General features: G+C 72.5%; 11 protein-coding genes and 1 tRNA gene. 1 reads left to right on the top strand and 11 read right to left on the bottom strand.

What is annotated here, in order from left to right; genetic code table 11:
- Positions 1-20 precede the first annotated feature (20 nt).
- Complete coding sequence (locus tag IE264_RS00385) at positions 21-1,628, bottom strand: MFS transporter (RefSeq protein WP_032759066.1); 1,608 nt, start codon at positions 1,626-1,628, stop codon at positions 21-23.
- Positions 1,629-1,814: 186 nt separating this feature from the next.
- Between IE264_RS00385 and IE264_RS00380 the strand changes: the two genes are divergently transcribed.
- Positions 1,815-1,889, top strand: a tRNA-Cys gene (locus IE264_RS00380).
- A 61-nt stretch (positions 1,890-1,950) separates the two neighbouring features.
- Here the strand turns inward: IE264_RS00380 and IE264_RS00375 are convergent.
- The 10 genes from IE264_RS00375 to IE264_RS00330 all read right to left on the bottom strand — a co-directional run bounded on the left by IE264_RS00375 (position 1,951) and on the right by IE264_RS00330 (position 14,157).
- Positions 1,951-2,703 carry a hypothetical protein gene (locus IE264_RS00375; RefSeq protein ID WP_032759065.1) on the bottom strand — a complete coding sequence of 251 codons (753 nt, stop codon included), beginning with the start codon at positions 2,701-2,703 and terminating at the stop codon, positions 1,951-1,953.
- A gap of 47 nt (positions 2,704-2,750) precedes the next feature.
- The gene (locus IE264_RS00370; RefSeq protein ID WP_032759063.1) at positions 2,751-5,102 is read right to left on the bottom strand and encodes a xanthine dehydrogenase family protein molybdopterin-binding subunit; all 2,352 of its coding nucleotides are present in this window, start codon (positions 5,100-5,102) and stop codon (positions 2,751-2,753) included.
- 97 nt (positions 5,103-5,199) lie between these two features.
- Positions 5,200-6,951: a (2Fe-2S)-binding protein gene (locus IE264_RS00365; RefSeq protein ID WP_032759062.1), complete on the bottom strand. Its 1,752-nt coding sequence runs from the start codon at positions 6,949-6,951 to the stop codon at positions 5,200-5,202.
- Positions 6,948-7,844: an FAD binding domain-containing protein gene (locus tag IE264_RS00360; RefSeq protein ID WP_032759061.1), complete on the bottom strand. Its 897-nt coding sequence runs from the start codon at positions 7,842-7,844 to the stop codon at positions 6,948-6,950. The genes IE264_RS00365 and IE264_RS00360 overlap by 4 nt, the downstream gene beginning before the upstream one ends.
- A gap of 283 nt (positions 7,845-8,127) precedes the next feature.
- Positions 8,128-9,837 carry a beta-N-acetylhexosaminidase gene (locus IE264_RS00355; RefSeq protein WP_032759059.1) on the bottom strand — a complete coding sequence of 570 codons (1,710 nt, stop codon included), beginning with the start codon at positions 9,835-9,837 and terminating at the stop codon, positions 8,128-8,130.
- A gap of 4 nt (positions 9,838-9,841) precedes the next feature.
- Positions 9,842-10,729: a carbohydrate ABC transporter permease gene (locus IE264_RS00350; protein WP_051821950.1), complete on the bottom strand. Its 888-nt coding sequence runs from the start codon at positions 10,727-10,729 to the stop codon at positions 9,842-9,844.
- Positions 10,726-11,712, bottom strand: coding sequence for a carbohydrate ABC transporter permease (locus tag IE264_RS00345; RefSeq protein ID WP_015608860.1), 987 nt, complete (start codon positions 11,710-11,712; stop codon positions 10,726-10,728). The genes IE264_RS00350 and IE264_RS00345 overlap by 4 nt, the downstream gene beginning before the upstream one ends.
- Positions 11,713-11,714: 2 nt before the next feature.
- The gene (locus IE264_RS00340) at positions 11,715-13,019 is read right to left on the bottom strand and encodes an extracellular solute-binding protein (RefSeq protein ID WP_032759058.1); all 1,305 of its coding nucleotides are present in this window, start codon (positions 13,017-13,019) and stop codon (positions 11,715-11,717) included.
- A gap of 244 nt (positions 13,020-13,263) precedes the next feature.
- Positions 13,264-13,566 carry a DUF3039 domain-containing protein gene (locus tag IE264_RS00335; protein ID WP_015608862.1) on the bottom strand — a complete coding sequence of 101 codons (303 nt, stop codon included), beginning with the start codon at positions 13,564-13,566 and terminating at the stop codon, positions 13,264-13,266.
- Positions 13,567-13,596: 30 nt separating this feature from the next.
- Positions 13,597-14,157, bottom strand: a complete 561-nt coding sequence (locus IE264_RS00330) for a YqgE/AlgH family protein (protein ID WP_015608863.1) — start codon at positions 14,155-14,157, stop codon at positions 13,597-13,599.
- Positions 14,158-14,231: the final 74 nt, after the last annotated feature.

Raw genomic sequence — 14,231 nt, 5'->3', positions numbered from 1 at the left:
TCAGGTACCACGCGGTACCGCTACTTCTCCCGCACCCGCGTAGCCACCCACGCCCCCACCACCGCGACCACCGCCATCGGCAGGAACACCGCCGCGAACGCCACCGGGTGCGAGCCCGTGGCGCCGGACTCCACCGTGCCGTGCGCCGCCGCGCCCATCGCGCCGCCGCCGAGCGCCGCGAAGGCCGCACCGCCCGTCGCCAGCAGCAGGACGTTGGAGAGGCCGTCGGAGATCTGGAGGGCGGCGGAGTTGGAGCCCGCCTCCTCGGGGGCCGAGAGCTTCAGCAGCAGCACGCTGGTGGAGGCGATCACCATGCCCATGCCGAAGCAGCCGAAGGCCCAGGCCACGGCGACGATCCAGACCGGGACGGCCGGGATCAGTACGGTGGGGGCGACGGCGATGGACGCGGCCACCAGCACCATCCCGCTCACCATCAGCCGCTCCCGGTACGGCTCCAGGCGCGGCCGGGACTGGACGTACGAGCCGAGCGCCCAGGTCGCGCCGCCCACCGCCAGCGAGAGCCCGGCCATGGTCGGGGTCAGGCCGCGCTGGGTGACCAGCATCAGCGGTACGAAGGACTCCGCGGCGATGAACGAACCGGCCGCGACCCCGCGCAGCAGGATCACCGACGGCAGCCCGCGCGCCGCCCGTACGGTCCCGGTGGGCAGCAGGCCCCGTACCGCGGGCACCAGCAGCGCGACACCCGCGGCGGCGGGCAGCACCGCGAGCCAGTTCAGCTCCTGGCCCGCGTACTGGAGCAGCCCGGCCCCCGCCGAGATGCCCAGCGCGAGGCGGATGCGGCGGCGGTCGTACGGTGGCGGCGGCGCGTCCGGGTCCGCGGGCCCCGAGGCCATCCGGCGGATCTGCGGAAGGGCCAGCGCCAGCGGGATCACGATCAGGGCGGGAATGCCGACGAAGACCCAGCGCCAGCCGAGGTGCTCGGTCACCGTGCCGGCGGCCAGCGGCCCGACCACGGACGGGATCACCCAGCTCGCGGCGAAAGCGGCCATGATGGCGGGCCGGATGCGTTCGGGGTAAGCCCGCCCGATCACCACGTACAGGGCGACGATCACCAGCCCGCCGCCGAGCCCCTGGACCGCCCGGCCCGCGATGAAGACCCACATGGAGCCCGCCGCCCCGGAGAGCAGCAGCCCCGCGCCGAAGGCGGTGATCCCGGTGGCGAGCGGCTGGAGCGGTCCGCGCCGGTCGGCCCACTGGCCGGAGAGGACCATGGCGAAGAGGCTGGTGGTGAAGTACGCGGAGAAGGCGAACGCGTAGAGCGGGATGCCGTGCAGCTCCCGGGCGGCCACCGGCATCGCCGTGCCGACCGCCGTGGCCTCGAACGCGATGAGGAACACCACGGAGACGATGCCGATGCTCAGCGCCCGGTAGGTGCGCCCGAGCACGCCCTCGGCGGCCGCCCCCGCGACCGCCCCGGCCAGATCGTCGGGCAGGGCGTCCGGCATCCCCGGCCGCAGGTCCCCGGGTATGCCGGTCTTGAGGTCGGTGGGGAGGTCTGCGGGCAGTCCGGTGGCGGGGTCGGTGGGGCCGCCCCGCAGGTCGTGCGGCAGCTCGGTCGGCGCGGGGCGCGCGGCATCGGTGCCGTCACGCTGTTCGGGGGCGGTCATTGCCCCAGGGTAAGGGGCGTGGGGCGGTTTGAGCCCTGTCGCTGGGCCTGCCCGGCGTCGTCCCTTGGTCGTAGGCCGAAGGCCCCGGGGCGTGAACGGCGTATGGCAGTCGTATTGCGTACCGGCCGCTTCCCTTGTGGTCCGCTCCCCGCGCCCCCTAACGTCGAGGACACAACAGCAACACCCGGCCGTGTGCCCGAGAGGCTCAGGGGCTCGACTGCAACTCGAGTTACACCGGTTCGATTCCGGTCACGGCCTCCAACGGCGAAGCGGCCGCCCCCGAGGAGAGGGGGCGGCCGCTTCCGCGTGTGTCCAGCGGCGCTCAGGCCGTTTTCAGCTTCTTCATCACATCGCGCATGTCAGTGATCAGGTCGGCGTGGTAGGGCTCCACAGCTGGCGGATCGGGCTCACCGCGCGGCGGTTCCCCGCCCTCGTCGGCCGACGCGTAGTCCATGGAGGCGGCGATGGAGAGCTTGATGACGGCACCGCCCTCCACCACCCTCAGCTCCGAGGTCTGCTCGTCCACGACCAGCAGGTAGGCCCGGTCCCCGAGGCCGGGCACCAGCTCCGACCGCTCCGCATCGTTTCCCCAGACCGACGAATCCTTGCGGGCGTCGAATTCGGGCAGGGGGTCGGTCTCCTTGTGCAGCTCGACCGACATCCCCACGTGGAGCCGGTAGCTCCAGCCGTGGTCGTTCTCGGCCGGGGCGTCCGGCGAGGCGAGGGACATGGTGCACGAGACGCTGTCGAGCGCCGGGGTTTCGATCGTCCCCGGCAGGAGCGACGGGGCCTCGGCCCGCTTCCCCACGGACGCGGTCAGCGCCGTCATCTGCATCACCGAACACGAGCGCCCGCCCACCTGGTAGCCGTGCGTGTCCGGCTTCCGGTCGCCGCCGATGCCGTACGCGAAGACGGCCGTCGCCCACACCGCGGACGCGGCCAGTGCTCCGGCCGAGCCCCACAGCAGGCCGTGCCCGCCCCGACGTCCGGACGCGGGCTTCCGGTCGAAGCCGCCCACCGCCTCCGCGGTGTGCTCCGGCCCGAACTCACCGGTCAGCTCCAGCTCGGAAATCATCTCCGGCACTCCCCCTGGTCAAAAACTTTCGAACACGTGCGCCCCCGTCAGCCCTTGGGGGTCACCACCGCCGCCTGCGGACGCACCGGCAGGCGGTTCACCGGGCGGCCGGTGGCCGAGCGGACCGCCGAGGCCACCGCCGCCGGGGCCGTCACGACGGGGACGGCGGAGACCGGCTTGGCGCCGAAGGGGGCCACCACGTCCCGCTCCTCGACCAGCTTGACGATACGGATGTCCGGCGCGTCCAGTGAGGTAGGGAGCGCGTAGCCGGTCAGGTCGGGGTGGCGGATCAGGCCGCGGGCGGTGCGGAGGTTCTCGGTGAGGGCCGCGCCGATGCCCTGGGTGATGCCCGCCTCGATCCGGATCGCGAGCTGCGCCGGGTTGAGGACGCGGCCGACGTCCTGGGCGACCGCCATCTCGACCACGCGGATCGAGCCGAGCTCGATGTCGACGTCGACGACCGCCCGTACCGCGCAGAACGCGAGGCCGACGAAGGCGTCGCCCTGGCCGGACTCGTCCAGCGGCTCGGTGGGGTGGGGACGGCACTGGGCGGTGGCCCAGAGCTCCTTGCCGTCCATCGCCTCCATGACGGTGGTGGACAGGACACCGTCGTACGAGGTGATCTTGCCGTCGGCGATCTGGAGCAGCTCCGTGGACATGCCGAACTTGTGGGCCAGCGGCTGGAGGAGCTGGGTGCGGACCATCTTCGCCGCCCGCTCCACCGCCCCGCCGGAGACCCAGGTGTGGCGGCCGTGTGTCGCCGGGCCGGCGGGCGGCTGGTCGGTGTCGACCGCCGCCACATGGACCTCGTCGATGCCCAGGACCTCCTGGACGACCTGGCGGGCGAGGGTGGTGAAGCCCTGGCCCGTCTCGACCGCGGCGCAGATGACGGTGGCCACGCCGTCATGGACCCGGACCGTCGCCGTGGAGACCTCGTCCGCGCCCTCGGCGCCGAGCATGTGGACCATGCCGACCCCGTAGCCGACGCCCCGCCGCACCGCCCCGGGCTCGCCCGCGCCCTCGGGGCCGCCGGGCAGCAGCCAGTCGTCCTCCGGGGTGTCCTTGGGGAGGGCGGGGAGGGGGGCGTCGCGGACGGCACGGAGCAGTTCGGCCACCGGGGCCGGGCAGGTCACCGTCTGGCCCGTGGGCAGGATGTCGCCCGTGGAGAGCGCGTTACGGAGGCGGAGTTCGGCCGGGTCGATGCCCAGCCTGGCGGCCAGCTTGTCCATCTGGCCCTCGTACGCCGCGCAGACCTGCATCGCGCCCTCGCCGCGTACGTGACCGGAGGGCGGGTTGTTCGTGCGGACCGCCCAGCCCTCGATGAAGGCGTGCGGGACGACGTACGGGCCGCAGGCGAAGGCGACCGCGGCGGCCAGCGACTCCGAGGAGGCGTCGGCGTAGGCGCCCGCGTCCAGCAGGATCTGGGCCTCCACCTTGACCAGTCGGCCGTCCGCGTCCGCGTGGTGGCGGTAGCGCAGCAGGGTGGGGTGGCGGTGGGCGTGGCCGAGGAAGGACTCCTCGCGGGTGGCGGCCAGCTTCACCGGGCAGCCGGTGCGCAGGGCGAGCAGTCCCAGCGGGATCTGGAAGCCGGGGTCCTCGCGGTCGCCGGTCGCGCCGGGGACGCCGGTCACGACGACCTTGACCCGGTCCGGCTCCAGGCCGAAGCAGGCGGCGGCCAGGTCGCGGTCGGTGTGCGGGTCGGTGGAGGCGGTGTAGATCTCGACGCCGCCGTCCGGGCGGGGCACGGCGAGCCCGGCCTCCGCGCCGATCGGGGCGGGGTCCTGGCGGCCGATGCGGTAGAGGCCCTCGACGATGATCTCGCCGGTCGCCTCGGCGTCGCCGTACCGCAGGGGGATGTGCCGGATCAGATTGCCGTCGGGGTGCAGGGGCTCCGCCGCGAACGCCTTCTCCGGGTCCGTGACCGGCTCCAGCACCTCGTACTCGACGGCGATGGCGGCGGCGGCCAGCCGTGCGGTGTCCGGGTGGTCGGCGGCGACGGCGGCGATCGGCTCGCCGTGGTGGCGGACCAGCTCGGAGGCGAAGACCGGGCGGTCGACGACCCGGCGGCCGTAGTTGCTGTCCCCGGGGACGTCCTCGTGCGTGACGACCGCGCGCACCCCGGGCATCGCAGCGGCGGCCGAGGTGTCGATGGACAGGATGCGGGCGTGCGGGTGCGGGGAGCGGAGCACGGAGGCCCACAGCAGCCCCTCGGCCCAGAGGTCGGCGGCGTACGGGAAGGTGCCCTCGGTCTTCGCGCGGGCGTCGGCGGGCGACAGCGAGGCGCCCAGGCCCATCAGGGGCGGCTCGTGGCCGGGACCGTCGCCCGGCCCGGCGGCCGCGTCGATCCTGGGCAGGGTGGTGCTCGTCGCGTTGGCCGCGGTGGCTGCGTCGCCGCTCACGCCGCCTCCTTGTCGTTCGCCCCGCCGCTACGGGGGCGGGGGGTGAGCTGTGGTGTCGCGGGGTGCTGTCCGGATGACGTGGGTCTGCGCGCGCCGGTCACTGCGCGCCTCCCTCGTGCGAGTGCGACTGTGAGTGCGGGTGGTGCTGGTGCTGCTGTACGCCGCCGGCGCCGGGCTCGGCCTGGTGCGGGATGCGGGGTTCGTCCTGGGCGGAGGCGGCCGCCTCCGCGCTCGCCTCACGGCCCGCCACGACGTCCGCGACCGCGTCGAGCACGCCCCGGTAGCCGGAGCAGCGGCAGAGGTTGCCGCAGAGGGCCTGGCGGGTCTCCAGCTCGCTGGGGGCGTGGTTGCCCTCCAGCAGGTCGTGGACCGTCATCGCCATGCCGGGGATGCAGAAGCCGCACTGGACGGCTCCGCAGGCGGAGAGCGCCCGCTGGACGTCGGAGGGTTCGCCGTCGACGGCCAGCCCCTCGACCGTACGGACCTCGCTGCCGGCGGCGGTGGCGGCGGGCACCAGGCAGGAGGCGACCAGCCGGCCGTCGACCTGGACGTTGCACGCCCCGCACTCGCCCTGCGAGCAGCCGTCCTTGGCCCCGGCGAGGCCGAGGCGCTCGCGGAGCACGTAGAGCAGGGACTCGCCGATCCAGGCGTCGGCGACCGGGCGGTCCACGCCGTTCACGTGCAGGAGGTAGGAGGCGGAGGGGTGTTCGCTCGGTACGTCGACGGGGGCGGTGGCCGGGTCGTGCGCGGGGTCGTGGGCCGGGTCCGGTTCGGGTTCCGCTTCGGGGGGCTGTTCCGCGCCCGCCTCGGGGGCGGCTGCTGCCGTGTCCTCGGAAATGGGCTCGGGGCCGGAGTCGGCGGACTCTTCCGGGGCCGCGTCGGCCGGGGGTTCCGGTTCCGCTTCCGCTGCGGTGAGGGCTTCGGCCGGCTCCTCCGGCTCCTCCTCGGCGGAGAGCGGGTGGGCGCCGGTCCCGGGGTCGGCGGCGGGGTGGGCCGCCGTGTGCTCCTCGTCCGGGCCGGGGCGCACGGGCGCCGGGGACTCCTCGGGCTGCGGCTGCGTGGCCCACGGGGCGGGGGCGCCGCCGGGGAGCGTCGCCGGGCGCGTATCGTCCGCGTACCACTGCTGCGAGGCCGCCGCCGAGGCCAGGAACTCGCCCGACTCGTCCGGAAGATCCCCGTCCGCGACCGGGATCGTCCACTGGCCCGTGTGGCCTGCGTGCGTGGTGTGGCTGGTGTGCTCGGTGGGGCTGGCGTGCTCGGTGTGCGCGGAGGTGTCGATGTGGCCGGAGTGGCCTGAGTGGTCTCCGGGGCCCGCGTAGTCGCTGGGACCCGTGTGGTCCGTGTAGTGGGCCGGACCGTTGTGGCCGGTGTGCTCCTGGTACTCCCCGGGCCCCGCCCCCGCACCGGACTGCCCGGACTGCCCGGACTGCCCCGGCTGCTCCCCCATCGCCTCGGTGAAGTTCCACTGGGCCGTGGAGTGCGATGTGTCCTGGTACGGCTGCGCGTACCCGCCCTGCTCGTTCGGGTCGGGCCAGTGCACCGCGCCCGGGGCCGCCTCCTGGGCGCGCCGTTCGGCCTGCGCCTGCTGCTGGCTCTGGGTCTGCACGACCCAGCTGCCCGTCGCGGCCGGGTCCAGACCGGCGGCCGGGGTCAGCGGCAGGATCATCGGCGGTACGTACCCGTGGCCGGGTGCGGCCAGCGGGACGCCCGCCAGGTCCTCCGGCGGGAGCTGGACGAACGCGGTGGCGTCCGCGTCGTACTCACCGCTCTGCGGCGTCGGCTCCCAGCCCCCGTACCGGGGGTCGGGGCCCTGCTCCCCGTGCCGGCCGGGGCGTTCCTCATTGCTCACGACAGTGCCCTCCCCAGTGCGCGTCGGGCGAGCGCGGCGACGGTGCGCCGCAGGTGGAGTACGGCCGGGGACAGCGGCGGGGCCTCTGATCCGTCGGCCGGCGGTGCGTGGTCCGGGATGCAGGCGGCGGCGACGTACTCGCCGAAGGCGGCCAGCGCGTCGGGCGCCAGGCCCCGCTCGCCGTCCCAGTCGATCAGCGAGGCGATCCAGCGCTCCGCCTCCAGCGGGCGCAGCGGCATCGGGGCGATGGCGCCGACCGCGCAGCGGACCCCGCGGCGGGCCGGGTCCAGGACGATGGCGACGGAGGCGGTGGCACGGCCGGGTCCGGTGCGGCCGGTGGCCTTCAGGAACACCTGCGGGGCGTGCAGCAGCGGTACGCGGACGAAGCCGATCAGCTCGGCCGGGGCCAGCATCTCGCGGCCGGCCAGCAGGTGCGAGACGGGGATCTCGCGACGGGCTCCGCCGGGTCCCGCGACGACCAGCTCGGCCTCCAGGGCGGCCAGCACCGGCAGGGCGTCGCCGGTGGGCGCGGAGGTGGCGATGTTGCCGCCGAGGGTTCCGGCGTTGCGGATCTGGGGCGGGCCCGCGGCGCGTGCGGAGGCGGCGAGGGCGGGGATCAGGGCGGCGAAGTCGGGCCGTCCCATACGGGCGTGGGTGAGGCCGGCGCCGAGCAGGGCGTGGCCGTCCTGGTAGTGCCAGCCGCGCAGCTCGCTGATCCGGCCGAGGCCGACCAGTCCCGAGGGGCGCAGGAGCCCCTTGTTCACGGCCGCCATCAGGTCCGTTCCCCCCGCCACGGGGACGGCGGCAGGCATGACTTCCAGCGCCGCCACGGCCTCGTCGAGCGAGGCCGGCAGCGTCACCGACTGCAGCGCCTGCGGTGCGTGCGTGGTCAACCCAGCTGCCCCTTCCCGGTCTCCCGGCTGGTCCGCCTGTTCCGCCGTACGGTACGTGCTCACAGGCCGGACGTGGCAACTCTGGCACATCTTCCGACGGGACCGGCGCGAGGGTCCGCGAAGGGTGGATCCGTCCCTGACCTGGGGGATGATCCGGTTTCGCACCTCTTCGGAGCGGAGGGTGAATTGCCACTCTTAAGCGAGGCTTGTACGACTTATTACGTTCGTGCCGCAGGGTGTTCGGCCCGCGCCGGAGCAGGTCCGGCGCGGGCCGAGGGTGGGCTCACACCACCGGCGGCGCCCCCTCGATCGGGCGGCCGAGGACGCCGGGCCGCTGCTGCCGGGGCAGCGGGCCGCCCGGCGGGCGGTAGTCGACGCCGAGGGCGTCGAGCCGGGCGTAATGGTCCGTCATGCGCTCCTCGAAGGCGCCGAAGTCCCGGTCGGCCGGGGCCGGCAGGGGCGTCCAGGCGACCTCCGCGAGGGCGGCGAGGCGCGGGAAGACCTGGTAGTCGACGCGGGACCGGTTCTGCATGACCTCGGTCCACACGTTGCCCTGGGTACCGAGGATGTGCCCGGCGGCCTCCTCGGAGAGGCCCGGCGGAACGGGTTCGAAGCGGTAGACGTCCTCCAGGGTGCGGACGTACCCGATGGGCATCGGCTCGTCGGGGCCGCCGTCCTGACGGTGGTCCAGATACACCTGCTGCTCGGGGCACATCACCACGTCGTGCCCGGCCTCGGCGGCCGCGATGCCGCCCGCGTAACCACGCCAGGAGGAGACCGCGGCGCCTTCGGGGAGGCCGCCTTCGAGGATCTCGTCCCAGCCGATGAGGCGGCGGCCGCGTGCGGTGAGCCAGGTGTCGAAGTGGCGGATGAACCAGGACTGCAGCTCGTCCTCGTCCTTGAGGCCGAGTTCGGCGATCCGGGCCTGGGCGGCCGGGGACTCCTTCCACTGGTCCTTGAGGCACTCGTCGCCGCCGACGTGGATGAACGGCGAGGTCTCGGCGGGGAAGAGCTCCAGGAGTTCCTCGAAGACGCCCTCGTAGAAGCGCAGGGTGTTGTCGGTGGGGGCGAGTACGTTCGGACTGATGCCCCAGTTGTCCCAGACGGAGAGGGCGGTGGTGTCGATGACGTCGGTGTTGCCCAGCTCGGGGTACGCGCTGATGGCGGCCTGCGCGTGGCCCGGGATGTCGATCTCGGGGACGACGCGGATGTGCCGCTCGGCGGCGTAGGCGACGATCTCGCGGATGTCGTCCTGGGTGTAGTGGCCGCCGTGCGGGGTCTCGTCCCACAGTTCGGAGGCCCGGTGGCCGTACTTGGTGCGCGAGCGCCAGGAGGCGACCTCGGTCAGGCGCGGGTGGCGCTTGATCTCGATGCGCCAGCCCTGGTCGTCGGTGAGGTGGAAGTGGAAGACGTTCAGCTTGTGGGCGGCGAGGAGGTCCAGGTAGCGCAGGACGTCGTCCTTGGGCAGGAAGTGCCGGGAGACGTCGAGCATCAGGCCGCGCCAGGAGAAGCGGGGTTCGTCCTCGACGACCACGGCGGGGACGTCCCAGGTGCGCCCCGGCGCGAGGGGGGCGCGCCGGAAGGCGTCCGGGCCCAGGAGCTGACGGAAGGTCTGCGTCCCCCAGAAGAGGCCGGCCGCGCTGCCGCCGGTGATGCGTACGGCACCGGCGTCGACGGCCAGGCGGTACGCCTCGGGCGCCAGCGCCGCGTCGAGCGCCAGCTCCACGCGAGGAGCGGCGGTGCCGTCGGCGGCCTCGGTGCCCTCGGTGGCTTCGGCGAGCGGCAGCCCGGTGGCGGCGCCGACCGTGGCGCGCAGCCGGCGGGCGACGCCCTCGGTGCCCGGCGCGGCGCTGATGACCGTTGCCTCGCCCAGCCGGAACGGCTCCTGGCCGGGCGGTCCCCAGGTCAGGCCGCGCGGGGCGGGGACGAGCCCGGGAACCGCCTCGCCCCCGGATGTCGGCGCGTCCGGGCCCTCGGCGTTCTTGGATGTCATGACGTCAGTCCTTTACCGCTCCGCCCAGTCCGGAGACGAGGCGTCGCTGTACGAGTACGAAGAAGACGAGGACGGGAATGGTCATCACCGTCGAGGCTGCCATGATCCCGCCCCAGTCGTTCTCGTCCGGCTTGAAGAAGACCAGCAGCGCCATGGGCAGCGTCGACTGGGAGGTGTCGCTGATGATGAAGGACTTCGCGAACAGGAAGTCGTTCCAGGTGGTGATGAAGGAGAAGACGCTGGTCGCGACGAGGCCGGGGAAGACCAGCGGGAAGAGGATCTGCCACAGGAAGCGGGTGCGGCTCGCCCCGTCGATGTAGGCGGCCTCCTCCAGTGCTTCGGGGACCGCCTTGACGAAGCCGCGGAGCATCCAGATGGCGAACGGCAGTGAGAAGGCGAGGTGCGGGAGGATCAGCGAGCCGAGCGTGTTGAGCTGGCCGAAGTCCCGCATCAGGAAGAACAGCGGGATCGTGAGCGCCTCCACCGGGACCATCTGCGCGACCAGGAACATGATCAGCAGGGTGGTGCGGAACTTGAAGCGGAAGCGGGTCACGGCGGTGGCGGCCAGGAAGGCGATCAGCGCGGAGGCGATGACGACCGTGCCCGCCACCAGCAGGCTGTTGAGGAAGTAGCGGCCGAAGTCCTGCTGTTCGAAGACCCGGCGGAACGAGTCGAGCGAGGGGGCCAGCGTCCAGGGGCGGGGGTCGGTCGACTGGATCTCGCCGGCCGGTTTGAAGGCGGAGAGCACCATCCAGTAGAGGGGGAAGGCGACCGCCACGGCGATCAGCAGGGCGGCGGCCTCGGCCGCCAGCCTGCCGGGCCTCTTGACGCGCAGAAGCGTGCGTACGCCGCGCGTGCCCCCGCGTGCGGCACTGTCGGTCGTCGCGCTCACAGTTCCTCCCCCTGGCGCCTCACCAGGCGCAGATAGACCAGCGTGACGGCCAGCAGGATCACCAGCATCACGACGCCGATCGCCGATCCGAGGCTGTACTGCGAGGACGCGAACGCCTTCTGGTACGCGTACACGTTGAGCACCAGGTTCTGTCCGGCGATACCGCCGCCGTTGGTCATGACGTAGATCTGGGTGAAGACCTTGAAGTCCCAGATGATCGACTGGATGGTGACGACGATCAGGATGGGCTTGAGCATCGGCGCCATGATGGTCCGCCAGATCCGCCACTGGGAGGCGCCGTCCAGTGAGGCGGCCTCCAGCACTTCGGTGGGGATGGCCCGGATGCCCGCGTACACGGTGACCATCACGAACGGGAACGAGCACCACAGGACTTCGAGGAGTACGAGCGCGAAGGCGCTGTAGCGCCCGTACGTCCAGGAGAAGTCACCGAGGCCGAGCACCTTGTTCACGGGTCCGAAGTCCGGATCGAAGAGGAAGACCCAGACGGTGGAGCCGGTGATCGCGGGGGTGGCCCAGGCGCCCAGCGCGGCCATCATCAGCGCGAGCCGGGGCAGGGCGCGGATGCGGGTGAGCAGGACGGCCAGCGCACAGCCGACGAACAGCGTGGAGACCACGCAGGCGGCGGCGAAGAGGACGGTGGCGAGGAGGACCTGCCAGAACTGGCTGTCGTTGAAGAGGGTGGCGTAGTTGCCGAACCCCTGGAAGGTGGTCGGTTCGCCGCCGCTGACCTGGGCCTGGGTGTACTCCAGGAACGAGATCAGGCCGAGCTGGTAGATCGGGTAGACGAGCAGCCCGGCGAGCAGGACGAGGGCGGGCAGCAGATAGAGCCAGGGGGTCCAGCCGGAGTGCCCCCTGGGCGACACGGAGCGGCCGCGCCGGGGCGGGCGGCCGGCGGGGGCGCCGGTGCCCGCCCCGGCCGAAGCGGGGGCCGGGGTCTTGAGAGCGGTGGTGTGCGTGGTCATCGTCAGCCTGCGGCGGTGAAGGCCGCGTCCATCTTCTTCGCCGCGTCGTCCGAGGCCTGCGCCACGTCCTTACGGCCGGAGACGATCTCCTGGAACATCGTCGGCAGGACCAGGGATGCGTCGATCTGGCCCCAGGCGGGCGAGGCGGGGACGAACTTGGCGCCCGCGCCGAGGGTCTGGACGAAGGGGGCGACGAAGGGCTGCTTCTTCGCGGCGTTGTCCAGGACGTCGGTGTAGGTGGGCAGGAAGCCCATCGCGTCGAACATCTCGGCCTGGGTCTTCTTGCCGGTGAGCGACTTCATCAGGTCCACGGCGAGGGTGCGGTGCGAACTGCTCTTGAGTACGCCGATGTTGTTGCCGCCCGCGAAGGCGGGGGCGATGGAGTCCGGGGCGATGCCGGGGAGCGGGACGACGGCGTACTTGCCCTTGACCGAGCCCGCCTCGACGGCCGCGTGGCTGAAGTCGCCGCCGATCGCCATGGCGGCCTTGCCGGAGGCGAAGGCTGTCACGGTGGCGTTGCCGCCCATGGAAGCGCACTTGGCGGCCGGACAGTTGTCGTCGCCGAAGAGGGAGGTGTAGGCCTCGATGCCCTTGCGGGCCTTCTCGCTGTTGATGGCCGACTTGTACGTTCCCCCGCTCTCGCCCGCGATCTCGCCGCCGTGGGACCAGATGAAGGGCATCGCGCCGTAGGTGTAGGCGCCGCCGACCGCGAGGCCGTAGAGGTCCGGCTTCGCCTTGTGGATCTTCTTGGCGGTGGAGACCAGCTCGGCCTGGGACTTGGGGGGCTGGATGCCGAGGTCCTTGAAGACGTCGGTGCGGTAGTAGAGGGCGCGGACGCCGACGAAGAAGGGGGCGCCGTAGACCTTGTCGCCGACGGTTACGGACTGCTTGGCGATCGGGTCGGTGTCCTTGGCCTCCTCCCAGGCGCCGAACTCCTCGGTGATGTCCGCGAGGCCGCCGTCCTTGACGTATCCGGCGGTGTCGCTGTTGCCGTACTCGACGAGGTCCGGGGCGCTCTTGGGGTCGTTGAACGCGGCCTTGATCCGCTGGGCGCGGGTGTCGACGGGTATGTACTCCACCTCGACCTTCGCGCCCTTGTGGCTCTTCTCGAACGCGGCGACCGCGTCGTCGACGACCTTCTCCTTGGGCTTGTTGCCGACTTCCTGGTAGAGCCAGACACGGAGAGTCCCGCTCTTCTCGTCACCCTTCGCACTGGTGTCGGAGGTCTGCGGCGCGCAGGCGGTGGCGGTGAGGCCCGCCAGCACAAGCGCCGCAACCGGGGCGGCAATTCGGGCAGAAAGCTTCATCCGGGAACCCCTACCGGTCATTCGTTGCATCATGTGCAACGTGCGTTTCGTTCTGCACAACTGGCAGGAGAGTAAGTCCGGTTCCGGCGCCCGACAAGTGGTCTCCACCACTCTGTGACCAGCCGACGCAGCCCGTGCAACGCGAGCATCCGGTCACCCTCGGTGACCGGGAACGCAAAAGGCCCCCGGTGCGCGCGTCAACCGCGCGCACCGGGGGCCGTGAAACCCGAGTGGGACCTGGGCCCTACTTCTTGCCCTTGTCCTTGCCGCCGCCCTTGCCCTTGTCCTTGTCGCCGCCGGCGCCCATGGACTCGTAGATCTCCTTGCACATGGGACAGACCGGGTACTTCTTGGGGTCGCGCCCCGGCACCCAGACCTTGCCGCACAGCGCCACCACGGGAGTGCCCTCCAGGGCGCTCGCCATGATCTTGTCCTTCTGGACGTAATGGGCGTAGCGCTCGTGGTCGCCGTCGCCCCTCGACACCTGCGGCGTCGGCTCTACGAGGGTCCCCGTACCTGCCCCGCGATCGGGCTCAAGAGTGCTCATAACCGCCAAGGGTACTGAAAGCCGGGGCCTTCAGTTGAGCGAAGGGTCGTCCGGATACGTGGCGATCATCGCCAGCTCGCTGCGCTGGCGGCGCAGCACCGCGCGCCAGAGGTTCTCCGGCCGCGGGGAGGAGACGTCACCGGGCTCGGACTCGACCACGTACCAGGCACCCTCGCCCAGTTCGCCCTCCAGCTGGCCCGGGCCCCAGCCCGCGTACCCGGCGAAGATCCGCAGCGAGCCCAGGGCCGGTCCGAGCAGCTCCGGCGGGGTCTCCAGGTCGACCAGGCCGATCGCCCCGTGGACCCGGCGCCAGCCGAGCGGGCCCTCGTCGCCGGGGATCACCGCGACACCGAGCGCCGAGTCGAGCGAGACCGGGCCGCCCTGGAAGACGACGTCCGGCTCACCGGTGAGACCGGCCCAGGACCCGAGGATGTCACCGACGCCGACCGGGGTCGGGCGGTTCAGGACCACGCCGAGGGAGCCCTCCTCGTCGTGGTCGAGGAGGAGCACCACCGCGCGGTCGAAATTCGGGTCCGCCAGGGCGGGTGTGGCCACGAGCAGTCGCCCTGTGAGCGAGGACACCTCCGTCATGGCAGAAATGATCCCGCATCTTCGCCCTCCGCGGGGTCCCGGCGACCGTGATGACCACCTCAGGAGAGCGAGCG

This window comes from Streptomyces microflavus (genome assembly GCF_014650075.1).
GTDB classification, from domain to species: Bacteria; Actinomycetota; Actinomycetes; order Streptomycetales; family Streptomycetaceae; genus Streptomyces; species Streptomyces microflavus.
The sequence above is the reverse complement of the archived record's forward strand: the minus strand, read 5'-3'. Positions and strand labels throughout refer to the sequence as shown.

Coding starts and splice junctions, on each gene's coding strand:
- IE264_RS00330 (WP_015608863.1), bottom strand. CDS start 14,157: ATGACGGAGGTGTCCTCGCTCACAGGGCGACTGCTCGTGGCCACACCC.
- IE264_RS00385 (WP_032759066.1), bottom strand. CDS start 1,628: ATGACCGCCCCCGAACAGCGTGACGGCACCGATGCCGCGCGCCCCGCG.
- IE264_RS00340 (WP_032759058.1), bottom strand. CDS start 13,019: ATGAAGCTTTCTGCCCGAATTGCCGCCCCGGTTGCGGCGCTTGTGCTG.
- IE264_RS00335 (WP_015608862.1), bottom strand. CDS start 13,566: ATGAGCACTCTTGAGCCCGATCGCGGGGCAGGTACGGGGACCCTCGTA.
- IE264_RS00345 (WP_015608860.1), bottom strand. CDS start 11,712: ATGACCACGCACACCACCGCTCTCAAGACCCCGGCCCCCGCTTCGGCC.
- IE264_RS00375 (WP_032759065.1), bottom strand. CDS start 2,703: ATGATTTCCGAGCTGGAGCTGACCGGTGAGTTCGGGCCGGAGCACACC.
- IE264_RS00355 (WP_032759059.1), bottom strand. CDS start 9,837: ATGACATCCAAGAACGCCGAGGGCCCGGACGCGCCGACATCCGGGGGC.